The 25401-nt window shown below is 41.1% G+C and carries 27 protein-coding genes; 9 read left to right on the top strand and 18 right to left on the bottom strand.

All coding sequences use genetic code 11. The annotated features are described in order from the left end of the window. Positions 1–151: 151 nt before the first annotated feature. Positions 152–1354 (top strand): nucleotidyltransferase, encoded by a 1203-nt coding sequence (locus tag LG330_RS08300; RefSeq protein ID WP_404408988.1) that lies wholly within the window; start codon positions 152–154, stop codon positions 1352–1354. Positions 1355–1400: 46 nt separating this feature from the next. Here LG330_RS08300 and LG330_RS08295 read toward each other — a convergent pair whose 3' ends face one another. Next, positions 1401–2435: a SepM family pheromone-processing serine protease gene (locus LG330_RS08295; RefSeq protein ID WP_404408986.1), complete on the bottom strand. Its 1035-nt coding sequence runs from the start codon at positions 2433–2435 to the stop codon at positions 1401–1403. Then, complete coding sequence (locus LG330_RS08290; protein ID WP_404408984.1) at positions 2428–3219, bottom strand: patatin-like phospholipase family protein; 792 nt, start codon at positions 3217–3219, stop codon at positions 2428–2430. Before LG330_RS08290 ends, LG330_RS08295 begins: the two co-directional genes overlap by 8 nt. Before the next feature lie 120 nt (positions 3220–3339). Between LG330_RS08290 and LG330_RS08285 the strand changes: the two genes are divergently transcribed. Next, positions 3340–4428: a nucleoside recognition domain-containing protein gene (locus LG330_RS08285; RefSeq protein ID WP_404408982.1), complete on the top strand. Its 1089-nt coding sequence runs from the start codon at positions 3340–3342 to the stop codon at positions 4426–4428. Positions 4429–4436: 8 nt separating this feature from the next. Here LG330_RS08285 and coaD read toward each other — a convergent pair whose 3' ends face one another. The 3 genes from coaD to LG330_RS08270 form a co-directional block, all read right to left on the bottom strand. Further along, the gene (gene coaD / locus LG330_RS08280; protein ID WP_404408980.1) at positions 4437–4922 is read right to left on the bottom strand and encodes a pantetheine-phosphate adenylyltransferase; all 486 of its coding nucleotides are present in this window, start codon (positions 4920–4922) and stop codon (positions 4437–4439) included. After that, positions 4912–5481 (bottom strand): 16S rRNA (guanine(966)-N(2))-methyltransferase RsmD, encoded by a 570-nt coding sequence (gene rsmD, locus LG330_RS08275; protein ID WP_404408979.1) that lies wholly within the window; start codon positions 5479–5481, stop codon positions 4912–4914. Before rsmD ends, coaD begins: the two co-directional genes overlap by 11 nt. A gap of 398 nt (positions 5482–5879) precedes the next feature. Continuing rightward, positions 5880–6209: a hypothetical protein gene (locus tag LG330_RS08270; protein WP_404408977.1), complete on the bottom strand. Its 330-nt coding sequence runs from the start codon at positions 6207–6209 to the stop codon at positions 5880–5882. 62 nt (positions 6210–6271) lie between these two features. Between LG330_RS08270 and LG330_RS08265 the strand changes: the two genes are divergently transcribed. Beyond that, on the top strand, positions 6272–6667 hold the full coding sequence (locus LG330_RS08265; protein WP_404408975.1) for a methylthioribose kinase: 396 nt from the start codon (positions 6272–6274) through the stop codon (positions 6665–6667). A 40-nt stretch (positions 6668–6707) separates the two neighbouring features. Here LG330_RS08265 and LG330_RS08260 read toward each other — a convergent pair whose 3' ends face one another. Further along, positions 6708–6983 carry a YlbG family protein gene (locus LG330_RS08260; protein WP_404409540.1) on the bottom strand — a complete coding sequence of 92 codons (276 nt, stop codon included), beginning with the start codon at positions 6981–6983 and terminating at the stop codon, positions 6708–6710. A gap of 79 nt (positions 6984–7062) precedes the next feature. Between LG330_RS08260 and LG330_RS08255 the strand changes: the two genes are divergently transcribed. Both LG330_RS08255 and LG330_RS08250 read left to right on the top strand, forming a co-directional pair. Next, positions 7063–7377 (top strand): hypothetical protein, encoded by a 315-nt coding sequence (locus LG330_RS08255; RefSeq protein ID WP_404408973.1) that lies wholly within the window; start codon positions 7063–7065, stop codon positions 7375–7377. Positions 7378–7450: 73 nt separating this feature from the next. After that, positions 7451–8353, top strand: coding sequence for a glycerophosphodiester phosphodiesterase (locus tag LG330_RS08250; protein WP_404408971.1), 903 nt, complete (start codon positions 7451–7453; stop codon positions 8351–8353). A 38-nt stretch (positions 8354–8391) separates the two neighbouring features. Here LG330_RS08250 and LG330_RS08245 read toward each other — a convergent pair whose 3' ends face one another. Both LG330_RS08245 and ylbD read right to left on the bottom strand, forming a co-directional pair. After that, on the bottom strand, positions 8392–8838 hold the full coding sequence (locus LG330_RS08245; protein WP_404408969.1) for a YlbF family regulator: 447 nt from the start codon (positions 8836–8838) through the stop codon (positions 8392–8394). Between the two features lie 49 nt (positions 8839–8887). Further along, positions 8888–9214, bottom strand: coding sequence for a spore coat protein YlbD (gene ylbD / locus LG330_RS08240; RefSeq protein ID WP_404408967.1), 327 nt, complete (start codon positions 9212–9214; stop codon positions 8888–8890). 71 nt (positions 9215–9285) lie between these two features. On the opposite strand from ylbD, the gene LG330_RS08235 reads away from it, so the two are divergent. Next, complete coding sequence (locus LG330_RS08235; RefSeq protein WP_404408965.1) at positions 9286–9759, top strand: PaaI family thioesterase; 474 nt, start codon at positions 9286–9288, stop codon at positions 9757–9759. A 36-nt stretch (positions 9760–9795) separates the two neighbouring features. Here the strand turns inward: LG330_RS08235 and LG330_RS08230 are convergent, their stop codons facing one another. Further along, positions 9796–10872 carry a CAP domain-containing protein gene (locus tag LG330_RS08230; protein ID WP_404408963.1) on the bottom strand — a complete coding sequence of 359 codons (1077 nt, stop codon included), beginning with the start codon at positions 10870–10872 and terminating at the stop codon, positions 9796–9798. Positions 10873–11078: 206 nt separating this feature from the next. Here LG330_RS08230 and LG330_RS08225 point away from each other — a divergent pair, with 206 nt between their 5' ends. Both LG330_RS08225 and ytvI read left to right on the top strand, forming a co-directional pair. Continuing rightward, complete coding sequence (locus LG330_RS08225; RefSeq protein ID WP_322420556.1) at positions 11079–11438, top strand: YugN family protein; 360 nt, start codon at positions 11079–11081, stop codon at positions 11436–11438. Between the two features lie 115 nt (positions 11439–11553). Beyond that, a complete protein-coding gene (gene ytvI, locus LG330_RS08220; protein ID WP_404408961.1) occupies positions 11554–12612 on the top strand; it encodes a sporulation integral membrane protein YtvI in 1059 nt (352 codons plus the stop codon). Between the two features lie 50 nt (positions 12613–12662). Here the strand turns inward: ytvI and LG330_RS08215 are convergent, their stop codons facing one another. From LG330_RS08215 to cyoE, 7 genes are all read right to left on the bottom strand, one after another. After that, on the bottom strand, positions 12663–13124 hold the full coding sequence (locus tag LG330_RS08215) for a DUF420 domain-containing protein (protein ID WP_404408959.1): 462 nt from the start codon (positions 13122–13124) through the stop codon (positions 12663–12665). Between the two features lie 24 nt (positions 13125–13148). Beyond that, on the bottom strand, positions 13149–14069 hold the full coding sequence (ctaG, locus tag LG330_RS08210; protein WP_404408957.1) for a cytochrome c oxidase assembly factor CtaG: 921 nt from the start codon (positions 14067–14069) through the stop codon (positions 13149–13151). 238 nt (positions 14070–14307) lie between these two features. Continuing rightward, positions 14308–14637 carry a cytochrome c oxidase subunit IVB gene (ctaF, locus tag LG330_RS08205; protein ID WP_404408956.1) on the bottom strand — a complete coding sequence of 110 codons (330 nt, stop codon included), beginning with the start codon at positions 14635–14637 and terminating at the stop codon, positions 14308–14310. Between the two features lie 4 nt (positions 14638–14641). Further along, positions 14642–15271 carry a cytochrome c oxidase subunit 3 gene (locus LG330_RS08200; RefSeq protein WP_404408954.1) on the bottom strand — a complete coding sequence of 210 codons (630 nt, stop codon included), beginning with the start codon at positions 15269–15271 and terminating at the stop codon, positions 14642–14644. Further along, positions 15271–17166 carry a cytochrome c oxidase subunit I gene (gene ctaD / locus LG330_RS08195; protein ID WP_404408952.1) on the bottom strand — a complete coding sequence of 632 codons (1896 nt, stop codon included), beginning with the start codon at positions 17164–17166 and terminating at the stop codon, positions 15271–15273. The genes LG330_RS08200 and ctaD overlap by 1 nt, the downstream gene beginning before the upstream one ends. A 26-nt stretch (positions 17167–17192) precedes the next feature. Next, positions 17193–18299 (bottom strand): cytochrome c oxidase subunit II, encoded by a 1107-nt coding sequence (gene coxB / locus LG330_RS08190; RefSeq protein WP_404408950.1) that lies wholly within the window; start codon positions 18297–18299, stop codon positions 17193–17195. Positions 18300–18380: 81 nt separating this feature from the next. Beyond that, complete coding sequence (gene cyoE / locus LG330_RS08185; protein WP_404408949.1) at positions 18381–19295, bottom strand: heme o synthase; 915 nt, start codon at positions 19293–19295, stop codon at positions 18381–18383. A gap of 340 nt (positions 19296–19635) precedes the next feature. Here cyoE and LG330_RS08180 point away from each other — a divergent pair, with 340 nt between their 5' ends. Then, positions 19636–20559: a heme A synthase gene (locus LG330_RS08180; protein WP_404408948.1), complete on the top strand. Its 924-nt coding sequence runs from the start codon at positions 19636–19638 to the stop codon at positions 20557–20559. Between the two features lie 29 nt (positions 20560–20588). Here the strand turns inward: LG330_RS08180 and pyc are convergent, their stop codons facing one another. Next, positions 20589–24032 carry a pyruvate carboxylase gene (gene pyc, locus LG330_RS08175; protein ID WP_404408947.1) on the bottom strand — a complete coding sequence of 1148 codons (3444 nt, stop codon included), beginning with the start codon at positions 24030–24032 and terminating at the stop codon, positions 20589–20591. Between the two features lie 28 nt (positions 24033–24060). After that, on the bottom strand, positions 24061–25302 hold the full coding sequence (locus LG330_RS08170) for an FtsW/RodA/SpoVE family cell cycle protein (protein ID WP_404409538.1): 1242 nt from the start codon (positions 25300–25302) through the stop codon (positions 24061–24063). Positions 25303–25401 lie beyond the last annotated feature (99 nt).

Genomic DNA, 25401 nt, shown 5'->3' with positions numbered 1-25401 from the left:
TACTGACCTGAAAGTATTTACGCTTTAGGCTGCACAATAAAAGACCGGTTACTAAGTCCGGTCGAAACTACACCCTATTATAACCTAAATGAGTTAAAATATAAAGGGATTGTTCATTTTATGAAACGACTTTATTGAAGGAGTGAGATAAATGAAGGCTTGTGGAGTGGTAGTGGAATATAACCCTTTTCACAACGGGCATCATCTCCATGTCACGCAATCACGGAAAGTGACTGATTGTGACGTAATCATTGCTGTGATGAGCGGGAATTTTCTTCAAAGAGGTGAGCCTGCACTCTGCCCGAAACAGGAGCGGGCTGAAATGGCACTGCGTTCAGGCGTTGATATCGTTTTTGAACTGCCATACCATTTTGCTGTTCAACATGCTTCTATTTTTGCAGAAGGTGCGGTGAAATTACTTGATGGTGCAGGGTGCGATTCAATTTGTTTTGGAAGCGAAAATGGGAAAATCGAACCCTTTACTCATCAATTAAAGCTTGAAACTGAACATCAGGAAGATTTACAGCATACGATTCGTGAACAGACGAAGCTTGGTAAAAGCTATCCGGCAGCTGCTGCTGAAAGTTACAGATTATTATTTAGTCATTCATCCGATCTTGATCTGTCCAAGCCAAATAACATGCTTGGTTATCAATACATAACAGCAGTAGACCGGTTTTCAAACATGATACCTTATACGATTCAAAGAACTGCTTCAGATTATCATGATGAATCACTGCATAAGTCTTTCATTTCAAGCGCTACTTCTATCAGAAAAAAGATTTTTGAAGACGGACTGCAGGAAATTGTCCACCACGTTCCGGAATCATCGTATGCCGTGATGGAAGATTTCACTAAAGACGGGCAGTTTCTAAACTGGAATCACTTCTGGCCTTACCTGCAGCATATGCTGACTACATCATCCCCATTAGCACTAAGAGCCTATTATGAGGTAGAGGAAGGCATTGAATACAGGTTAATCGATGCTGCTATGACAAGTACATGCTTTGAATCCTTTATGCAGCAGGTAAAAACGAAAAGATATACTTGGACCAGAATCCAGCGAATGCTTACTCATCTGATCACTAAAACAACGAAGGAAGACATTCAGCAAAACACTCACCCCACGTATTTAAGAATGCTTGGTATGACAGCAAAAGGAAGAGAATATCTTAATAAATATAAAAAAGATTTTCCTCTCCCGATTATCAGCAACCTGAATCAGCAGCACAAGGACCTGTGTGCGATTGATATCAGAGCTTCAAAAGCCTATGCTATGGGCTTTTCTGACTCTGCTAAACGCAAAGAAATGCTGGCAAAGGATTTCACTGCTCCTCCGGTGATCATACAATAAAAATTACTAGAATAAAGAGCCGGAGATTTCTCCCCGGCTCTTTATTCTATAACGAATTTAAGTATTCAAGTGCATCTTCAAACTCTCTTACAGGAATGATTTCCATATCAGTTCCTATACTTTCAGCAGTCTGTAAAGCCGCTTCATAGTTTGTCTGAAGATCAGGGTTATCATTCAGCACATCCTCAGGCAGCTCATCGTCAGGTGCAAAGAATATTTCAATTCCTTGTCTGTCCGCTGCCACTACCTTCTGTTCAATGCCACCGATTCTTCCTACAGTGCCTTCTGAAGAGATCGTGCCTGTTCCGGCAACCATCTTACCTGATGTCAGATCTTCTTCTAACAGCTGATCGTAAATTTCAAGTGCGTACATCAGTCCGGCTGAAGGACCCCCGATGCCTCCTGAGTCAATTTTAACTGCCGGATCTGTTTTGAGCTCGATATCATCTACAAGGGAAATCCCCATTCCTACCTGGTTGTCATTCTCAGGAAATGTCTCGAGTGTAATGTCATCTGACCTTTCTTCTCCATCTCTTTCATAGACAATCGTCACAGTATCTCCAGCTTCCATTTCAGATACATAATCAATAAATTGCTCTGATGATTCCAATGCTGTTTCATCCACCTGTGTGATCCTGTCACCGGCCTGTAAAATATCTTCTGCTGGCATACCCGGGAATACATTAAGAATATAAATGCCGTTATAAAGGTATTCAAATTCTGCACCGGCTTCACGGAACGCCACTTCAATCGCCTGAGCAGCTGAGTTATCCATCAAATAAAGCTGTCTGACTGAATACTCTTCCTCGCTTTCATGCGGGTTTCTGACCTCTTCAACTCGGTAAATTTCCTGATATTCGCTAAAATATGCCCATGCATAGGCAAATACGTTTGCCTGCACCTGTGAAACAGTCATTAAAGAGAAATCTCCTTCACTGTCAGTCCCATCTGTCACCTCAACGATATCATCAAGTGCAAAGGCGCTGCCCGGCTTTTGTATATAATAAGGCAGCGAATAAAAACTGAGAAACACTGAAACGAGCATAATAATAGTCAGTGTCAGCATCGTTTTTTTATTCATGTTTGTGAAGCTCCTTCCAGCGTTCAATTTCCTCAAATATTTTTGGTAGAGCCGCTTCAGCTGCCCCTTCACCCAGCTGTATGATTTCTTTGGCATGTTGAAAGGATTTACTGCTGAATTTTTCAACACGTGGAGAAATTAACACATCTGCTCCCGTCATTTTCAGGTGAACAATTTCGGTTTGCAGAATATCAATACTCTGAATAATCACATCATAAATCGTCGTGATTTCAGCATTTTTCTTCACCTGGGAAACGTCCACGCCAATCACAATGTCTGCTCCCATCTCTTTTGCAACAGAAGCAGGCACTCTGTCAATGACCCCGCCATCAACGAGCAGTTTTCCGTCAATCTTTTCAGGAACAAAAATACCCGGTATCGCTGTACTTGCTCTCACTGCACGGTCAACCGGACCACTTGTGAAAATCACTTTTTCAGCTTTAATCAGATCAGTCGCTATAATTGAGAGCGGTATATTTAACTCTTCTATATTTTTATGATGAGTAAATAGTCTGATAAACTGCCGGAATTTTTCCCCTGAGATAAATCCCATTTTAGGAACCGTCAGATCCATAAAGTATTTACTTCTAAATGTTTCTGCCACTCTTTCCATATCAGCAACGGATTGTCCTGCACTATATAATGCTCCGACTAGAGAACCCATACTGCTGCCGGAGATATAATCAATTGAGATATTTTCACGCTCCAGTACTTTTAAAACGCCAAGATGAGCAAATCCCCTTGAACCACCCGATCCAAGCGCAAGACCTATTTTCGGATCCATCTAAACCACCCCTAACCAGCAGTTCTAATCAGTCTGCAACCTCATACAATTCTCTTACAGTTAATTTTAGCACTGCTGAACTTTGAAAAGAACTAATCACACTGCAATGGAGCCGATTCAATGAAATTTAAAGAGCATATTGTGTCATTTATGTTTTTACTATTTTTTATATTTATGCTCTCCTCACCATCATCGACAATTGACGCTGCCTTAAATGGTATGACATTATTTGCTGATATTATCTTCCCATCACTTTTTCCATTCTTTGTATTAACCGCTATGCTGCCCGCTATATCATGGGTAAGTCTGTTAGCCCGCTTATTCGGACCAGTGATGAAACCGTTATTTAATGTATCCGGTCAGGGTGCACTTGTTTTTATTGCCGGATCCTTATCAGGGTTTCCAATTGGAGCAAAAATGACCGCTGATTTACTTAAAAACCATAAAATCAGTATACCAGATGCCAGGCGTCTGATTTGCTATACAAATGGCGCAAGTCCCATGTTTGTTATTGGTGCAGTTGCAGGCGGACTGATGAATCAGCCTTCACTCGGAATCATTCTGTTTTTGTGTCATCTCTGCGGAAATGTGATCATTGGAATTGCAGCCGGAAGACTGATTAAAGGACCTTCATTAGAAAGAAATCCGATTGACCATTCAAAGGGTGATTATCTGACTCTTTTCAGAGAATCCGTCACCGTTTCAGTTAAACAGCTGATCATCATTGGTGGATTAATTACTTTTTTTTCTGTATGTATAGAACTGTTTGAACAGCTTCTAAGCTCTTTTTCAGACGGCCTTAAAACCGAGAAGATGCAGATTTTGATCGCGGGGGTCCTGGAGCTCTCTAACGGGGTTGAGGCAGCGGTCCGTTTTTCAGATCCTTACACAGCCTCTGTCATTGTTCTTGCGATGATGTCTTTCAGCGGTTTATGTATACATATGCAGGTCATCACTTTTATAGATCAGCTGCCGATTTCTTATCAATCCTATTTAATTTCCAGGCTCTTTCATATGATTCTCTCACCGGTTATTTTTATGATTCATCAATTTTTCTTTCCGTTCAAAACAGACAAACTTCCTGCAGTGGATGTCATGTCACCAGTTCATATAGGGGTTAATCTGTCGCAATGTTTAACAGTAATTGTGTTGTTCATATGCGTAGTGATATTAATACAACTTCGATACAAAGAAAAGCCCCGTTATTAGCCGGGGCTTTATTTCACCAGATATTTTTGTTTCAGTGCTTCTTCTACTTCCGGCGGGACAAGTTCTGAAATATTTCCACCGTAGCGTGCCACTTCTTTTACAATGCTTGAGCTTAAGAATGAGTACTGATTATTAGTCATAATAAAAAAGGTCTCAAGATCGTTATGTAATACTCTGTTCATGGATGTGATCTGCATTTCATATTCAAAATCGGATACTGCACGTAAGCCGCGGATGATAACATTTGCCCCGACTTCTCTCGCATAATCTACCAGTAACCCCTGATAAGAGTCCACTTTAATATTTGGAATATCTTTTGTGACTGATCTGATCAGATCCATTCTCTCTTCAACTGAGAACGCCGGCTTTTTTGAAGAATTATTCAGTACAACTATATGTAATTCATCAAAATTTTTCGCACCGCGTGAAATAATATCTAAATGTCCAAGTGTAATCGGGTCAAAGCTGCCCGGACATACTGCTTTACGCTTCATGAGCTTCTTCCTCTCTTTTATAAATAGAAATACCTGTAGTGCCGTATAGTTCGTGTTTAACGAGTACTAGCGCTCCTCTTGTTTCAGGTACTTTAGTGTTTGCATCATGCTCGCACATGACAACCCCTGTAGCAGTCAGCATCTGGTGTTCATCTATAAATGCCAGGTATAATTCCAGCTGTTTGTTTTTATAAGGAGGATCTAAAAAGATGCATTCAAACTTCAGCTCTCTCTTCGCAACCGCTTTCAAAGCTCTCTCTGCATCATTCCGGTATAGCTCCGAGTGATCTTCATACGAACATTTCTGTATATTTTCTTTGATCGTCTGAAATGCTTTGCGGTCTTTATCCACAAATATCATATAATCAAGACCCCTGCTTAACGCTTCAAGACCAAGGTTTCCGCTGCCAGCAAATAAATCAAGCCCGTTACCGCCATTAAAGTATGGACCGATCATATTAAAAATCGCCTCTTTTACTTTGTCAGTCGTTGGTCTAGTATTTGTGCCAGGGACTGCCTGAAGGTGAATCCCTCTTTTATCCCCTGAAATGATTCTCATATACTCACCACAATCTTTCATGTCGATTTGTCAATTTCTGATAAGGTGTGACGCTTTTCGTACCTATGCTACCATAATTAACTTTGAACCGCCATGCGAACCGTTATTTTTTGAAAGTCATTGTTAAAGTTGGCTGGTGATTTCCGCTTCAGGGGGACGCTTTCCGCGGCCGGGCGGTGAGCCCGCAGGCTTCGCCATGCTCGGTCTCACACGTCCCTTCCTGCCGCAGGAGTCGCCCCCTTACGCTCCAATCACCAGCTGTGCAATAAAAATAATAACCTTTTAAAAAAGTATTCAAAAAAGAGCCTGAGACACATTTGCCTCAGGCTCTATAAATGCTTATTAACGCTTACGAAGGAAAGCTTTAAATCATCTAAATCAAAACTTAAATAAGATACTTATCCTGAGTCAGGCAGATCCGCTGCAAAGTCTCCTGTTCCCAATTCATGAATCATCTGATCAAGGTCAGGTAAGTCCCCGTTTTCTGCTAACATGTCTTTAAGCTCTTGCAGTGACATCTCTTTCATTTCTTCTTCCCTGGCAAGCTCGATGAATCCATAGGTCACTAATGCTGTGACTATTGCTGCCACAAGACAGCCTTCTTCATTTATTTTTGTTTCATTTTTACTGCCAGGAAGAAAATAAATGATGACCAGTAATAGTACAATGACGATTGCTGCAATATGCATGGCGATCACCCCGGTTTTATATTCTTTTACTGAAAGCATATTTGTGAAACATATGATACATTAAGGGCTAGTGATTAAATTGAATGAAGCAGGTGAAATTGATGATTCAACGTTTTATTGAACTTGGTGAAGGTTATGCTGATGTATATGAATTACTTGATTTAATTAAATATAATAAAGAGCGGGCGATGAGGCTTGCTGTATTTCATACAAAGCTGAATGATAAAAAAGTTGTTTCTCCGGCGCTAATTATGAAGAAAACTGAAATGGGCAATTTTCAAGCGATCTATATTTCCACTGAAGGTATACCGGATCTTGAAAAGCCCTCTGAACGTTTGAGGCTGATTGAATCAGCTGCTGATCAGGCTGGTATTCCAATCGTTCATCTGGAGGTACAACCATCTGTCGCATTCGGCGAAAAAGAGCTGTATTTTCAGCACCTTGTTGGTATTTTAAGAATGAACCATTACATCGCACCACTTTCATCATCCTATTAATACACGAAAAGGCGGAGCATATGCCCGCCTTTTTTAATTGTCAAAGACCCATTTTGTAATCGTACTCTTTTGCTTTATCCGGTCTTGCATTCTCATATTCTGTTTTGATATATGGTCTTAGAGATACATCAACTTTTTTAACGTAGGAGTAATTTGAAAGTTTTTCTGTTAATTTTTCAATTTCACTCTGATTACAGTATAATAATACATACTTCATTTTTCTCGATACGTAATGCACGTTCCCAAAGCGCCTTAGCGTTTTCGCGTGCTTTAAGCTGTGCAGCCATACGATTAATCCTTGACGCTCTGTCAGCATAGTCATTACCTCACTCGTTTTTCTTACACAAAATTGTAGCATATAGTATGCCTTTCCGGCAACGAAAGGAAGCGCTTATATGGATGTGAATGAAATTTGGCAGCGGTTTATCTCTCTTTTAAGTGAAGAACCCGGAATTGTGGATGCTAGATGGAAAAAATCAGCCGGCATCCCATTTTTATATATTTACACGGTAAAAGCTGACCGGCAGGAAGTGGAACAAAAAATTAAGAGATGTGCAGTCCGTGCCATGAGAGGCAAAAGACTCAATGCTGAGACAATTTTTGTGAGAGCGACGGACGGTGAATGGGTTTACCGGCACCGCTTTTATGTTCCTCAGGAAAAAATGTTCTGCTGCGGAAACCTTTGTAGTGATTGTATCCGTTTCAGGTAAGCTAATGTTTGTGAACCAAACGGCTGCGTGCTAACATTAAAATGTGAAATATTAGTATAAGGGAGGATTCGTAATGGGAAAGAAAACAAATATCGGACTTGCTCTTGCTGCTTCCGGTGCAGCGATCTGGGCAGGAACCAAAATGACATCAAAACCGGCTAAAAGACAAACAAAAACGTTTTTTGAAGGTGAAAAACCAAGAGTATTTGCGCATAGAGGCGGAGCGGCATTAGCACCGGAAAGCTCACTTGCAGCATTCAAACAGGCTGCTGAACTCGGTGTAAACGGATTTGAAATTGATATCCGTATGACTAAAGATGAAGAATTGGTCATTTTCCACGATCAGTTTATCGACCGAACAACAAATGGTGCCGGCAGGGTAGCTGATTACACGCTTGCAGAACTGAAAGATTTTGACCTTGGCTATCATTTCAGAGACCTTCAGGGTGAACAGACATACAGAGGCAAAGGCGAAGTTGTACTCAGTCTGAAAGAAGCGCTTGAAGAGTTCCCTGACATGCTTTTTAATATTGATATGAAAGAAGATCCAGATACTTATGAAGGCAGTCTGATGCCCTCAAAACTTTGGCGACTGATTGAGAAGCTTGGCGTAGAAGACAGAGTGCTTGTTACAAGCTTTTATGACGAGCAGATTGACCGCTTCTCACTTTATTCCCAGGACCGCGTTGCGATCGGTGCCGGTGAAAATGAAGCAAGAAAAGCATTCTCCTTATATCGCAGCGGCTTTGGACATTTATATCACCCAAATACTGATGCGATCCAGATCCCGACTAAACATAAATCAATTCCACTCGATTCAAAAGGGTTTATTGAATTTTTGACTTCTCTGAACATCAAAGTCGAGTACTGGACAGTAAATGATGTTGAAACAATGGACCGTTTGATTGGTCTTGGTGCAGATGGCATCATTACTGACCGTCCTGACATTGCAATGCAACTACTGAAAAATGATTAAAAAAATGACGGAATGCTTAATCGCATTCCGTCATTTTTTTATGCTGAGCATGAGCAGCCCCCGCCTGAACCACAGCCACCGCTGCAGCCGGATTGAGAATCAAAGAATGGGTTCCCGGTAGGAATTTTCACGTTTTCAGATACTGCATGGCCAATCAGAGCACTTACCTCGTCAAGTAATTGCTGTAATTCGTTTTCAGCCACTCTGAATTGTGCAACGTTCGGGTCCATATCCATATCCCTTTTTGTTTCACGGATCTCCTTCATGACTCTGTTGTAATCCGGATGATATCTGCCGAAGCGCTGAACCTCTTCATATAATTCCTTAAGTGAATTAAACTTATATATTTTATCCATCGACGTGGTGGACGATTTTAAAGTGCGGTACTTCTCATAATAATTATCTAATGTTTCTGAGTGCAGGATGACTTCAGACAGCTCATCTGATGCATCAAGCAGCTGGATTCTTTCCATTGTCGCTAACATATTCGCACCTCCACTTTTATCATAACATGAAATACCGAAAATGAATCCCTTATTGTTTCCACTGTTTCATTAATATATCATCTTCCTGATCTTTTTCACGATTAAAATGATTCAGCATTTCCTGAAAAAAATCCAGTCCTGACTGAAGTTTCTTTGAATATTCTTCGATTTGTGATGGATCAAAATGCTGTATCTTTTCTTTCACACTTGAAAAAAGCTGGTCAAATTCAATACCGGAAGCCTTGTCATCTCCCAGTAACAGCCACTCCTCATATAATTCCTGCCACGAGCTTTCCTGCCTCCTGACTTTCCTGACAAGATCAGGATGTTTTTTTAAATAAAGCTTAAATGCATCTAAGCGCTCGTTATTACTCATGTGACTCCCCCTCTTCATATTCATCTTATATTTTATGGTAAAATGAATTGAATGGTTAAAGGAGGCACACGATGAATACACTTAATGAACTGCATATTGATCAGTTAAATGAAGATGAAAAGAGAATCATTGAACAGGTTTTAAAAGGTTTTGAAGCAAAAAGACAGGGGATTAGCACTTCTTATGTAAGTGCAATGTATGCAATGGAACATCAATTCAACGGTGAAGTATTAACGATTACGATGCCAGTTTCACCGATTGTACACAACTCACTTGGCATCATGCATGGCGGTATTACAGCTACTGCAATTGATACTGCAATGGGCACACTTGCCAATAAAATCACCCCGCCCACTAAAGCTGCCGTCACAAGCCAGCTTAATCTGCATTATACTGCTCCTATTCAGGAAGGTACGATCCAGGCATTCGCCAAAGTCATTCATCACGGGAGCAAGAGCATGGTGATTGAAGGGTGGGTTGAAACTGCAGAAGGTAAAAGGGCCGCGCATGCATCCGGTTCATTTTTTATAATTGACCGAAAATAGATGAAAGGGTGAGACAACTGAGTCTCACCCTTCATCTTATTCACTTTGTATTGATAGATCCTCTTCTTCTTGCAAATCCGGTTCATCAAATTGAACGAAGTCCTGGGTATAATAGCTGCCATATACACCGGAACCGGTATGAGTGAAAGTATCATCCAGCATCGTATTGCGGTGACTTTCTGAATTCAGCCAGCCATGTACCACTGCCGGTGTAAGATAATACTGTGATGCTGTATTTTCAGCTGCTGACTTATAATTCCTGTCCAGTATATCCAGACGGTCTGATAATCCTGATGTTTCATCGGGAGACTCTGCTGACAATTGTTCGCGTGTCTGACTTAAATCTCTTGCTGCTTCTGCTAATTGATCATCCCAGATCAGTTCATTCAGCCCGTTTTTCTCCCTGATAAAATTCACAATATCAAACATTTGACGCTCATTTGCTTTATTCACTTCATCAAGAATCAGCTGGTCCTGATCAGCAAGCGGTCCACCTTCAACTGAGCCTTCATAAGGTTGCTGATCGAGCAGGGTCTCTTTATCCAGATAATATACACCCATCAGACTGTTAGAAACTGAATCAATCATCAACTGTGCATAAATATCTTCAAATTGAACGAGTAGCCGTGTGTGAAGGTCCTGCTCACTTAATTCAAGCTGATATACCCTGCCATTGTCCTCTACAATAATTTCACTATTGATCATTGTGAACTGGTAAATTTCCTGAACTGACTGTCCTGAGAAATAAGGCGTGCTGTCATAGGCATTTCCCATGACAAACAACGCTTTAACTTCATCATTTTTTACTGCTGCCTGCATATAGCCATTTTCAACCATATAAATAAACCAGGTCAGGCCGTTCCTGCCCGGATCCATTCTCTCAGGCTCACCATATTCCGAGGTCAGGCTCTCCACACTTCCACCTATATAAACTGAAACACCTGTTTTAGGTCTTGTCAGGCCCTCGGAAGCGGGTATTTCAGCATTTTCATTGGAATCTACATTAAACGGTTCGTTCTCAAGCTCTTCGTTCTCCTGAAAAGAAGGACCATTGTAAAAGCCAATGAGGAATATGACTAATATGACTACGCCTATTCTGATCATTGCCTTCATCTGTGTCCCCCCTTTTTATCTCTTATTTATATTATACATAGGATCAGCTGATAATAATAGCAAGAGACCGTATATCAACTGTCATGTTTTTGCCACAAATAACGCGAAATTAATGAATGACATAATTGCAACTTCTTACTGTTTCGACTATTATTAAGCATGAGACGACTTATTATTAAAACTGGTTTACAGGAGGAGATTTTCAAATGCGCTTTGAAAATACTGGATTAGAATCTTTATTAATCGAATTTGATCCATTAGAAGATGTAATGAATGAACATGGCATGGTCCGTGCAGGTCAATGGGACTGGGAACGTGTTACATATGACAGAAAGTTCGAGATCAGAGAAGGCACTTTCTACCTTCGTATTTTCGGATACACTGAAAATGGAGATATCGGCGCAAGTGATGCTGATGTAAAGCTACTTACACCACTGCTTGGTAAACATTATTACCCGCATGGTGTTGAATATGGTGAAGGTGAAGAATTTCCTGAACACCTTGTACAAACGTGTGAAAAAATCTTAATTGCCATTTATGAGGATCTTGCAAAGATCGCTATCTAATGGGCAGGAGCCATGGTATAATGGCTCTTTATTTTTATATATAGCTTTATTTTGAAACCTCAGAGCAGTTGAACATCCTCTGAATAACCACTAGATATTTGAAAGGGGACCGGCGTTGAACAAGTTATTTTCCAAAAAGAATGTGATTACAACAATCGTTTTGATTGCTGTATTACTGTTGATCTACTTTATTTTACCCGTTTCAGTTCCTTTGATTGCCGCTCTCATTACAGCACTTATTTTGGATCCGCTGGTAAAGCTGATTGAAAGTAAAACTAAATTTAACAGAAAATTGTCTGTTGGTACAGTATTTATTCTGTTCCTTGGTACGATCGGCTTTCTTCTGTACATAGCTGTAACGAAATTAATCGGTCAGGCGATTCAATTTGTTGAAAACACACCGGATTATATCAATGAGCTTGCAGTCTGGTGGAAAACAGTTGAAAATGATATGGCCATTACTTTTGCTCAGGTTCCCGCGCAGGTAATGGAACAGACAAGTGCGGAAATCAACAACTTTATTAATGACTTCAGAACAAGCATCACAAATTCAATTAATGCTGAAAGTGTCACTGGCATGATTACAAACATACCTGATTACCTTGTCAGCTTTCTTGTCTATCTCATTGCTTTATTTTTAATCATGCTGGATCTGCCGGCAATCAGAAAGAATATTTATAAGTATTTCAAAGACCAGACGGCTGAAAAGGTACGCTTTATGACTGCAAGATTGTCAAAAGTCATCTGGGGATTTGCAAAGGCTCAGTTTTTAGTGAGTTTATTAATACTTGGAGGTTCTTTAATCGGACTTTACATGATTGCTCCGGAAGTTGCGCTTGTTATGGCGATTATTATCTGGCTGATCGATCTGATCCCGATTATCGGTTCGATTGTCATCCTTGCTCCATGGGCTATCTTCCAGCTGATCACGGGTGATATTGAACAGGGTACACAGCTTGCGATTTTAGCTGTCATTCTGCTGATTATCAGAAGAACTGTGGAACCAAAAGTGATGGGGACACATATTGGCCTCTCCCCTCTTGCTACACTGATCGCCATGTTTATCGGCCTCAAGTTATTTGGAATTCTTGGATTTATCATCGGACCGCTGATTCTGATCATTTTCAACTCAGCAAGAGAAGCCGGTATAGTTAAAATGGACTTCAAGTTTTAAGATGGATACAAAAAGCGCACCGGAATCGGCGCGCTTTTTGTATGTTTTTATTATGTTCCAAGTATAGCTTTAATGACTGAAGTAGTTTCTCCACCATCGTATAAAACATACAGCAGCAGATAAACCATCACACCTGTTGTTGCAGTAGCGAACCAGATAATCGAAGTAACCGGTCCGATTTTGCGATGTTTTTTAATTCTGTTTTTGTATCCCAGCCAGATCGTTACAAGTCCGAATACTGCACCGGTTGTTGCAAGGATAATATGAAAGACTAAAAATACAGTATAATAAATCTTCATATCATCCGGACCACCAAAAGCAGTATTTCCAACAAAGATCGTTCTGCTCATATAAATAATGAAAAATGTCAGAGCAGCAATAGCTGCAGCAAACATCGTCTTTTTGTGCGCTTCAATTTTTCTTTTTCTAACAAGCGCCCATCCAATTGCTACAAGTACTGCGCTAATTACAATAAAAATCGTACTTAAAGTTGGTAAGATCGGTAATGTCATGGTCTTGATCCTCTTTCTATATCATCATGATAATGTCTTTGGTTCTCTCGCTGCATATAATGATGCATTCAGTGCATCCTCTTCTGATCTTTCTTTTCTGTACCATTCAAAGAATACTTGAGCCAAAATCACGCCGTAGATAATCTCCTGAATGACTTTCATAATTACGCCGCCTACCTGCTGATCTTCAAGAGGCTGCATATCTGTAAACAGTTCCGGACCGGTTATACCAAGTCCTGCTAAGCTTTGAAGTGTTCCGGCCGGTACACAGAGCGCCATCGCCTCAAGCCATGCCCCACCGTTAAAAAATGTTTCATACATCGGATTATTGGCAAAAATGATCAGCGCGCAGGCAGGTGTTAATAAAATCCCATCAGCAAAAATATACCCAATTTTCTTTACTCCGCTCAGCTTATATTCACCTTCAAGTGTGTTCACAAGCGGCCACCACATAAAGAATGAGAATACAAAGATTGCACCCGTAACAATTGAATGTAACATCATATCAACTTTAATTGTATCGAATATTAAAGGAATATGATAAAAAGAAAATGCTCCATTGAATAAGATCAGTGCAATTAGAGGCTTAGTAAAGAAACTGAATACCGGCTTGATTACCGGAAGATTTAAAAGTGCTTTCCACATATAATTCGGCACACCTGCAATTAATAATGGCGGAATTAATAAATAGAAAATACCCATTTGAATCATATGAACTGAAAACAGTATATGTCCCCAAAGATCTACAGGTGATCCTTTAATTATATAAATGATTATAACTGCACTAAGTACCAAAACCGTTTCTTTTCTAGTCATTGGCCTTGAATCCTGTATTTTATGTCTCCACTTTGTTGCTGCTAAAAAGAAGAGGACGGTTAAGACTGTCAGGCTGATAAAAAAGTAAGGACTCCACAGAGCCTGGAATCCAAATATACTAATCGACATCAGGCACCTTCCTTTCCGAATATTCCTGTCTCATCTCTTATATTATAAGCCTCAGTTACATTTACTTCAATGCACCCAGATGACAAGTTCATGAACGATACCATCAGAAAAGTAGTGTCGAGTGTTAAAAGCGGCAATCTAAAGACAAAATCGTAATTTCATAAGATGCTTATGGCTCGCGAACCCCCTCTTAAACCCGAAATAGAAAAAGGACCGGCATATGCCGGTCCAGATGTACTTACCACCAGACGATCGTCAGAAAAGTCAGTACGGTAATAAATGCAACGAGTGCTCCGGAGTACAGGAAAAGCGCTGCTGTTCCATGTCCCTTGTGACTCATGTGCATGAAGTAATAAAGCTGAAGCACTACCTGAGCTCCTGCTAATACAAGAAGGATAGGAAATGCATAAAACTTATCAAAGTCTGCAATGACAATGATAAATGCAATAAATGTCATAAAGATCATCATTGCAAAAGATGTTACCTGTCCGCGCATTTCATCACGTGCTTTTCTGCGGCGGTATTCATAATTGACTTTAGGGTTCGCTGAAGTAGATTCATGTGCCATCAGTTTATCCCACCATTCCCATTAAGTATACAACCGTGAAGATGAATACCCATACAACGTCAATGAAGTGCCAATATAAAGAAGCCGTAAAGAACTTCGGTGCGTTATACAGGTTCAGTCCACGCTTGGCGTTACGAACAAGCAGAAGAATAAACCATCCAAGTCCCACTACAACGTGCGCTCCGTGGAATCCAACCAGTGTGTAGAAGGCTGAACCGAATGCACTACTTGTAAATGTATGACCGTAATCATGAATATAATGATAAAACTCATAGATCTCAAAACCAAGGAATGCGAGACCAAGAAGGACTGTAAGCAGTAACCAGGTCTGCATCTTCTGGTAATTATGGTTTTTCATATGATACATTGCATACACACTTGTCAATGATGATGTCAATAAAAGCATCGTCATGATAAAGACAAGCGGCAGCGCAAACATATCTGCTGCCAGATAATGATCACTACCCGGCACTTTATCTTTTAACGCAAGATATGTTGCAAATAATGAAGCAAATAGAACTGTTTCTCCACCAAGGAAGAGCCAGAAGCCTAAAAATTTATTTTTACCTTCAAGGGTAGTTTTTTCAGGAGATTCAGGCCACGTACGAGCCGTGAATTTTTGATTCATATCCATTACTCCCTACCCCCTTTATCATCGTGATCATCCATCAGTTCTTCTTTATGAATATGGTAGCCGTGGTCATCTTTCAATGAGCGGACTGCCATAGCACCGATTGTGATTAACATACCAATGATCAGTACAGGAATTGACCATACATAATCTGTACCATCAGAAGCTCTCCAGTCTACCTGATACATCGCACCGAATGATGCAATGAATAAACCAAGAGACATAACAAACGGAATGAATGAGTTGTTAGGCATATGAATGTCACCTATTGGCTCTGCAGGTGTCATTTCATTACGGCCTTCCATCTTTTCAATCCAAAGTGGATCAAGACCACGTACAAGTGGAAGCTGCTTAAAGTTATAGTATGGCGGTGGTGATGGTAGTGCCCATTCAAGCGTACGTCCATCTCCCCAAGGGTCATTTCCTACACGCACATTTTTAATCTGTGTAATAACAATATTGTAAAGTAGTACAATTACACCAAGCGCCATAAAGAATGCACCTACTGTACTGATCATGTTGAATAGATCAAGACCCTGTCCAGGAAGAAACTTCCAGATACGTCTTGGCATACCCATTAATCCAAGGAAATGCTGGATAAAGAATGTACCGTGGAAACCAATCAGGAATAACCAGAAAGTGATTTTTCCAAGGAATTCATTAAGCATCGTACCGAACATCTTCGGCCAGTAGAAATGTGTACCTGCAAGTAGTCCCAATACAACCCCACCAATAATTACATAGTGGAAGTGAGCAACTACGAAGTATGAATCGTGATACTGGTAGTCAGCTGCAGCTGATGCAAGCATAACCCCTGTAACACCACCGGCTGTAAACGATGGAATGAAAGCTACAGCGTATAGCATCGGTGTTGTAAAACGAATGCTTCCGCCCCACATTGTAAGAAGCCAGTTAAAGATTTTAACCCCAGTAGGAACGGCGATCGCCATTGTCGCTACCGCAAAGATTGCGTTCGCAGTTGGTCCAAGACCAGTTGTGAACATGTGGTGCGCCCATACCATGAATCCAAGGAAACCGATCAGTACTGTTGCAAATACCATCGCAGCATAACCGAACAGACGCTTTTTAGAGAATGTAGAGATAATATCAGAGAATATACCAAACGCCGGAAGAACCAGAATGTATACTTCCGGGTGACCGAAGATCCAGAATAAGTGCTCCCAGATAATCGTGTTTCCTCCCATCGTTACATCAAAGAAGTTCGCACCAAACATTCTGTCAAACAGCATCAGGAAAAGTCCCACAGTCAGTGGAGGAAATGCAAACAGAATTAGTGCCGATGCTACGAAAGTAGACCATGTAAATAGTGGCATACGCATGTATGTCATACCAGGCGCACGCATGTTAATAATTGTTACAAGGAAGTTAATCCCCGCAATCAATGTACCGGCCCCTGATATCTGAAGACCTAGTACATAAAAGTCAATACCATGACCAGGTGATGCGAGTGACAGCGAAGCATAAGAAGTCCACCCTGCATCCGGTGCTCCCCCAAGGAACCATGAAAGATTAAGGAAGACTCCACCGAAGAAGAATAACCAGAACCCGAGTGAGTTCAAGAATGGGAATGCTACGTCACGTGCACCGATTTGTAAAGGTACAACGGCATTCATAAAAGCAAATAATAGCGGCATGGCTGCTAAGAAAATCATTGTCGTTCCATGCATGGTAAGTAATTCATTGTATAGTCCTGCTGACACAAAATCATTATCAGGAACCGCAAGCTGAATACGGATCAGCATTGCTTCTATACCGCCAACCAGGAAGAAAAATCCGCCGGAAATCAGATAGAGAATAGCGATTTTCTTGTGGTCGACCGTTGTGAGGTAGTCCCATAGGACTGCTAAGAAACCTCTTTTTTCAGCAACGGTACTCACTAAGTATACCTCCCTTAAAAATCAAATTATTCAGAGTAAACCTTTAAGCTCATTAAGTATTCAGTTAGTGCATCTAGATCTTCATCTGACAGATCATCTTCATTATAAGCACCCATTGTATTACCAGGCTTTAATGCATCTGCATTACGGATCCAGTTTTTGATATTTTCTTCCATTGTTACATCTTCAGCATGGTTATCAAGAATACCTGCTGTGTATGAACGTTCACCGAAGGTTGTCAGGTTTGGCCCCTGTGAAGTTCCGATCTGCTGTGTTGGATTAATAGCGTGACACCCAATACATCCCTGCTCATCAAATACTTCAAAACCATCAGCTACAGTATCATTTTCAAACTCCTGCTCAGCTTCTCCAGCTTCCTGCATCGCTGCGATCCAGCCGTCAAAGTCTTCCTGAGACATTGTTTGTACCTTGAAGTCCATTAAAGCATGTGAAGGACCGCAAAGCTCAGCACATTTACCATAGAACAGGTTATTAGCATCCTGTGCTTTTTCACCATCAAAGTTCAGGTAGAATGTGTTCATATTGTCAACGTTTGTATCAATCTTTCCTCCAACTGCAGGAATCCAGAATGAGTGCTTAACGTCAGAAGCGATTACATTAAAGTAAACATTTTGATCTGTTGGTACAACAAGATCCTGTGCTGTTACAACTCCCTGATCAGGATAAGAGAACTCCCACCAGTAAAGGTTAGCTCGCACGTCTACTACAAGTGCTTCTCTGTTTCCATCTTCATCTTCAACTTCCATCCCAGATGTGTCGCCCAGTTCAAATGTAAGTGCAACAGTAGGTATTGCAAGGATAAAAAGAAGGATAATTGGAATAACAGTCCAGATTACTTCCAGTCTGTGACTTCCTTCCACCTGTTTCGGAATAAAATCTTCACCCAGCTTCGAGCGGCGGAACTTAGTAATAGCGATAACATATACGATTGCTACAACGATGATTACAAGAACCATGATCGCCACACTCAGCATCATCAGGTTGAATTGCTTCTGTGCTACTTCACCCGCAGGCTGAAGCGTTGACAGAAACGGCTCTCCACAGCCGGAAAGAATAAACGCCATTGCCGCTACGAGCGGCAGAAAACGCCATTTCTTAAGCCCATTTTTCATAGCTTTTTTAAACCCCTCTTTCATTCGAATATTCTTGTTGATGGAGACTGTTTATATGGATTTCTCTAAAGAAAGAATTCCCTAAATAAATGTAAGAATAACCATACCTGTAAACATGATTGTCAGGTAATTCAATGAATATACGAACATCATCGTAGCCCATTTGTGGTCATTTTTAGTTTTGTAGCCTTTAAGCGCAAGCACAAGCCAGCCAATATTCAGCACGGTTGCGAGTACGATAAAAGCGGTACCAAGTGAAGGCAATAAAAATGGCAGCGGGAACAAGGCAATAACCCATAGAAGCATTGACAGCTTCGTTCTCGCAAACCCTTTTACTACAGGTAGCATCGGAACTCCTGCAGCCCGGTATTCTTCCACCCTTCTCATGGCAATTGCATAAAAATGAGGTGGCTGCCAGACAAACATAATAAGAAATAAAGCAAATGGCATTGCGCCAAGACCAGGGTCGATTGCAGCCCACCCAATCAGTGGAGGAACGGCTCCTGAAATACTTCCGACAATGGTATTACTGGCATATTTTCTTTTCGTCCACATTGAATACAGGACGACATAACTGAAAACACCAAACAATCCGATCAGACCGGCCATTGGCGTTGTCATGAACAGCATGATTTCACCAAAAATGACGAAACCGATTCCAAGCCCGAGTGCTCTTGAAGGTGCAACACGCCCAGTTACAGTCGGACGATTTTTTGTTCTTTCCATTAATGGATCAATATCACGGTCTATGTAATTATTAATACTACATGAGCCCGCAACAACGAGTGACGATCCGACTAATGTAAGAAGCATAACATCGATAGAACCAAGAAAATAAGTATCGGTAAAATAAAGCGCCAGCCATAATCCGGTAAACGCTGTTATTAAATTTGAATTCACAATACCGATTTTAATCAGAGCGAGGAAATCTTTCCAAGCAGTTGTTCCAGAAAAATCTGCCTCTTTTACAGCCGACACAACTCGACTATTTGACACACTTTCCCCTCCTCTCCAAACTTGCTAATACATTATACTACATCTACTATAAAGGATAGCGAACATGATTTCTATATTTAAAATGAAATTCAGACAACTTCTGAAACGATGCATTTAAATAAATGTAACAATTCCTTCACATCTTTCACGTTCACACCTGATGTGAATTATTTTTATATAGTTTTGTCATGTGAAAATTATTTGTCTATAACAGTAAACAATATTAGATTTTTGCACAAAAAAGGTACACCTGACGTTTAATCTGTACCATAATAGACATTACGAGTATTTCTTTCAACATCAGGTACTTTGAAGAGAAATAAATAAGAAGGTGAAACTTTTGCAATCTAAGGGATTAAAAATTTTAGGGGTTGTTACGACACTTGTCATGCTGCTTGTTCTGTTAGGCGGAGCACTCGTAACAAAAACTGATTCAGGGCAGGGTTGCGGCCAGTCTTTTCCGCTCTGTCACGGTCAGATCATCCCGGATCAATTGGAGATAGAAACGATTATTGAGCTCTCCCACAGAGTAGTCTCAGCAGGAGCAGGATTTTTAGTACTCGCGCTTTCAATCTGGTCATGGCGTGCGATGGGTCACATCAGAGAGACAAACTTCCTTGCGATTCTTGCTTTCTTCTTTTTAATGCTGCAGGCACTGCTTGGTGCAGGTGCCGTTGTCTGGGGTCACTCAGATATCATACTGGCTGCACACTTTGGGATTTCTCTTATATCATTCGCGGCTGTACTGCTTTTAACACTGCTTATTTTTGAAGCGGATAAGAAATTCGATGCCTACAAACTGGTAATTGACCGAAGAATTAAATTTCACACATATGGATTAATGATTTATATTTTTGCAGTCGTTTATTCCGGGGCATTTGTCAGACATACTGAAGCAAGTCTTGCCTGTCCTGACTGGCCGTTTTGTGTTAATTCCTCCCCCGGTAACTTATCATTGAATTCAATACAGTGGATTCAAATGGGACATCGTATGGCTGCAGCCTTTATCTTTATCTGGATCATCTATGTAGCAATCATAGCGATCAAAAACTATAAACATCAGAAAATTGTGTATTACGGCTGGATCATCGCACTGGCACTTGTAACAGGTCAGGTTATCACTGGAGCGCTTGTCGTTGTGACCAGACTGAACCTGATGATTGCATTATCACATGCATTGATTATTTCACTGCTGTTCGGTTTACTCAGTTACTTTATACTCCTGATTTCAAGAAGCAAAATAAACAGTAAAAAAGAAAGTTGAGCCGCAGCTCAACTTTCTTTTTTTGTTTTTTAATTATCTCTTTTCAGCTTAATCATCAGGTCTCCAGGAGATAATGATTCTCCGCTTTCCACGCAGACTTCTTCAACTGTTCCATCAAATGGTGCCTGTACAGTTGTTTCCATCTTCATGGCTTCAGTGATAATCAGGTGTTCACCTTTTTCAACCTGATCTCCGACTGAAACGACTACTTGAATGACTGTACCCGGCATTGTAGCACCAAGTTCTTCTGGATTTGACGGATCTACTTTTTGCTTCACAGCAACTGTGGATTTGATACTTTCATCTTTTATCACAATCTCACGCTGCTGACCATTTAAGTCGAAGTAAAGTACACGCGTTCCATCAGCTCTTGCTTCTCCAATAGATACAAGCTTCAGGATCAGTGTTTTACCTGTTTCGATTTCAACTTCAATTTCCTGGTTCAGTTTCATACCGTAGAAGAAGGTTGGTGTATCAATCACTGATACATCTCCAAATTGAGCAGCTGTATCTGTAAATTCCTTAAACACTTTTGGATATAGTGCATGGGCAAGTGCATCAAAGCTCGTTACCGGTCTTCCAAGCTCATGGAACAGCTCTTCTTTCAGCTTATCAAAGTCTACCGGCTCCATTAACTCTCCGGGACGGACTGTAATTGGCTCTTTTCCTTTCAGAATCACTTTCTGCAGATCTTCAGGGAAGCCGCCGTGTGGTTGTCCAAGATAGCCTGAGAATAGTTCGATCACAGAATCAGGGAAATCGATTGAATAACCTTTTTCAATGACTGACTGCTCATCAAGGTCATTTTGAACCATGAATAGTGCCATATCACCGACTACTTTTGATGAAGGCGTTACTTTTACAATATCACCGAACATCTGGTTCACTCGTGCGTACATTTCTTTTACTTCTTCCCAGCGTGCGCCCAGCCCTACAGCTTTTGCCTGCTGCTGGAGGTTGGAGTATTGTCCGCCAGGCATTTCATGCTTATAAATTTCAGAGTGCGGTGAGTTCATGCCGCTCTCAAATGGTGCGTAATATTTACGTACATCTTCCCAATAATGTGAAAGCGTTTCTGAATGATCAACATCCAGCTTCAGCTGTCGTGTGTTCCCTTTCATTGCATAAGCGAGTGAGCTTGCACTTGGCTGTGATGTCAGCCCGCTCATTGAACCAAGCGCCGTATCGATAATATCCACACCCGCTTCAATCGCACGTGCATATTGGAAGATTCCGTTTCCGCTCGTATCGTGCGTATGCAGGTGAATCGGAAGGTCTACAGTGTCCTTCAGCTCTGAAATCAGACGGTAGGCAGCTTCCGGCTTAAGTAAGCCTGCCATATCCTTAATCGCCAGAATATGAGCACCCTGATTTTCAAGCTCTTTTGCTAGGGCTTTATAGTAGTCAGTATCATATTTTGTACGTGTCGGATCCAGAATGTCACCTGTATAGCAGATCGCTGCTTCAGCCACTTTTCCGGAATCACGGACAGCTGTGATTGCTGTTTCCATTCCTTCAACCCAGTTCAGGCTGTCGAAAATTCTGAAGACGTCGATCCCTGCATATGCAGAGCGCTTAACAAATTCCTGAATGACGTTGTCCGGATAGTTTTTATAGCCAACTGCATTTGATGCACGAAGCAGCATCTGGAACATGACATTTGGAATTTTCTCTCTCAGTGTCAGCAGTCTCATCCAAGGGTCTTCCTTCAGGAAGCGGTAGGCCACATCAAATGTAGCACCTCCCCACATTTCAAATGAGAACAGGTCACTTTGCATACGTGCTGATGCATCAGCAATGTTTTTAAGATCAACTGTTCTGACGCGTGTGGCGAGCAGTGACTGGTGCGCATCACGGAAAGTCGTATCTGTAACGAGTACGTCATTCTGTTCTTTCACCCAGTCCTTCAGTCCATCTGCGCCTCTTTCATCTAAAATCTGCTTCGTTCCTGAAGGCGGTTCTTCAAGCAGATTCACCTTTGGAATTCTCGGCTTGCCAAAGTCAGGCTTTTCACCTTTATCAATACCAGGGAATCCATTGACAGTTACATTACCGATATAAGCGAGCATTTTCGTTCCTCTGTCTTTTCGTTTCGGGAAAAGAAACAGTTCAGGCGTATGATCAATAAATGATGTATCATACTCCCCGCTCAAGAACTTCTCATGCTTTACTACGTTTTCAAGGAAAGGAATATTTGTTTTGATTCCGCGAATACGGAATTCTTGTAAATTTCTGACCATTTTAGCTGCAGCTTGTTCAAATGTAAGTGCCCACGTGGAAACCTTCACTAATAGTGAATCATAGTGAGCTGAAATTTCTGCACCCTGATAGCCATTACCCGCATCAAGACGAACCCCGAATCCTCCACCGGAACGGTAAGCCATAATGCGTCCTGAATCAGGCATAAAGCCATTTAACGGATCTTCTGTTGTTACACGTGACTGAATCGCAAAACCGTTTAACTGAATCTCATCCTGCTTAGGAATACCGACTTCACGGCTGTGCAGTGTATGCCCTTCAGCAATTTTTAACTGTGACTGTACAATATCCACACCTGTAATCATTTCAGTGATCGTATGTTCAACCTGGACACGCGGGTTAACTTCAATAAAGAAAAATTCATTATTTGCTACAAGGAATTCGACCGTTCCGGCATTCACATAAGATACGTTATTTGCAAGCTTTACTGCAGCATCACAAATTTCATCACGCAGACCTTCAGGAAGTGAAACTGACGGTGCAACCTCTACAACTTTCTGGTGTCTTCTCTGAATCGAGCAGTCACGCTCATATAAGTGAATAATTTCACCTTCATGATCACCGAGGATTTGAACTTCAATATGTTTAGGGTTCTCAATGAACTTTTCAACGTAAACTTCATCGTTACCAAAAGCTGCTTTTGCTTCAGATTTTGCACGGTTATACGATTCTTTTACATCGCTCGCCGAACGGACAATTCTCATTCCGCGTCCGCCTCCGCCAAGTGAAGCTTTTATAATGAAAGGAAAGCCATACTGCTCTCCAAACTGTTCTACTTCTTCAAGGCTTTCAACCGGCCCTTCACTACCCGGAATAACCGGAATTCCTGCATTAATTGCCTGCTGTCTTGCTTTAACTTTATCCCCGAACATATCAAGATGCTCAGAAGTCGGTCCTACAAAAGTAATCCCTTCTTCTTCACAGCGTCTTGCAAAGTGAATGTTCTCTGAAAGAAAGCCGTATCCTGGGTGAATCGCATCAACGTTTGCACGCTTGGCGATCTCGATAATGCCTTCAATATCAAGGTATGCATCAATCGGCTTTTTCCCTTCCCCAACTATGTAAGCCTCATCCGCTTTAAAACGGTGGAATGAACCACTGTCTTCTTTAGAGTAAACAGCGACTGTACGGATATTTAATTCCGTACAGGCTCGAAACACCCTGATTGCAATTTCTCCTCTGTTTGCTACCAACACTTTGTTAATCTTTTTCATAATGATCCTCCTCCATGATGTCAAACTTCTAGCGATACAATCTTGCTGTGTTTTTCTCATTCATTGAAGATGTTTTACTTTTCTTTTGTGGCACACTTTGTTTTTCTTTCGCAAAGTACTTCTCTTCATATTTTACAAACATGGATACATTCACAAGAAGACCCATGGATAATGAGAGAAGGATGAGTGATGACCCGCCGTAGCTTATAAATGGCAGCGGTACACCCGTTATTGGAATCAACCCTGACATTCCGCCAAGATTAATAAACGTCTGAATCCCAATCATGCTTGAAATACCAATTGCGAGCATTTTTCCGAATTGATTTTTGCACCTGAGACCAATCATGATTCCTTTTAATACGATGTATGCAAGCCCAAGCAGTACAAAGCTTACGCCGAATATCCCCAGTTCTTCTGCGATAATCGCCATAATAAAGTCAGTGTGCGGCTCCGGCAGGAATCCAAGCTTCTGGATACTCTGACCAAGCCCGCTGCCCCACAGACCACCATTTCCAATCGCATAATATGAACCGACAAGCTGCCAGCCATTATCACTGATGTGTGCGAAAGGGTCCTGATAAGCGGCAATTCTCCCAAGCCTTTCTTCTGAAAAAATACTTGTGAAAGTGTTGCGGTTAAATAAGTATAAAATACCGGAAAACAATGTGATCACACCACCAGCCAGCCCGGCAAGCTTCAGCATACTTTTCACTTTCATGCCTGAAGCAACGATCACACTCATACCGATTGCAAATACTATTGCTGCTGTACCAAAATCCGGTTCAGCTGCAATAAGGAAACATGCAAATACAAGTATGATGATCGGCGGCATTACCCCTTTATTGAACTCGTTAATGTACGATTGTTTTTTTGCATAAACTGCTGAAAGATACACGATCATTCCGAGTTTTGCAAATTCAGCAGGCTGGAGCTGGAATCCGGGTAGCATAATCCAGCTTTGTGCATTATTGACTTCAGATCCGATTATATGTACTGCGATTAGGAGACCAAACATCAGACCGAAAATTAATTTTAATATAAACCCTTCCTGATAGAGCTTATATGGTACCAGCGCCATCACTGTAAAGAGAACGACTCCGATGATTAAATTTCTAAGCTGTCTGGTGTAAAAGTAATCCGGGCTCTGGTCAAGGATTTCTACTGCGTACACCATTCCTGCACTGTAGACCATGACTACCCCGAAAATTCCTAAGAGTATGTATACAGCCATCAATGAATAATCGTAAGACCTGAACATTCTTTTCAGAATGATCGACATCCTTATCAGTCCCATCTGTATATTTATTCAACAGGAAATGTGTAAAATCCTCTTTTTTTGATATAAAAAAACTCAAACAATCTGAAAAGT

It is taken from the genome of Jeotgalibacillus malaysiensis (genome assembly GCF_044789845.1).
In the GTDB taxonomy this organism is placed as follows: Bacteria; Bacillota; Bacilli; order Bacillales; family Jeotgalibacillaceae; genus Jeotgalibacillus; species Jeotgalibacillus malaysiensis_A.
This window is presented reverse-complemented; position numbering and strand designations above follow the sequence as displayed.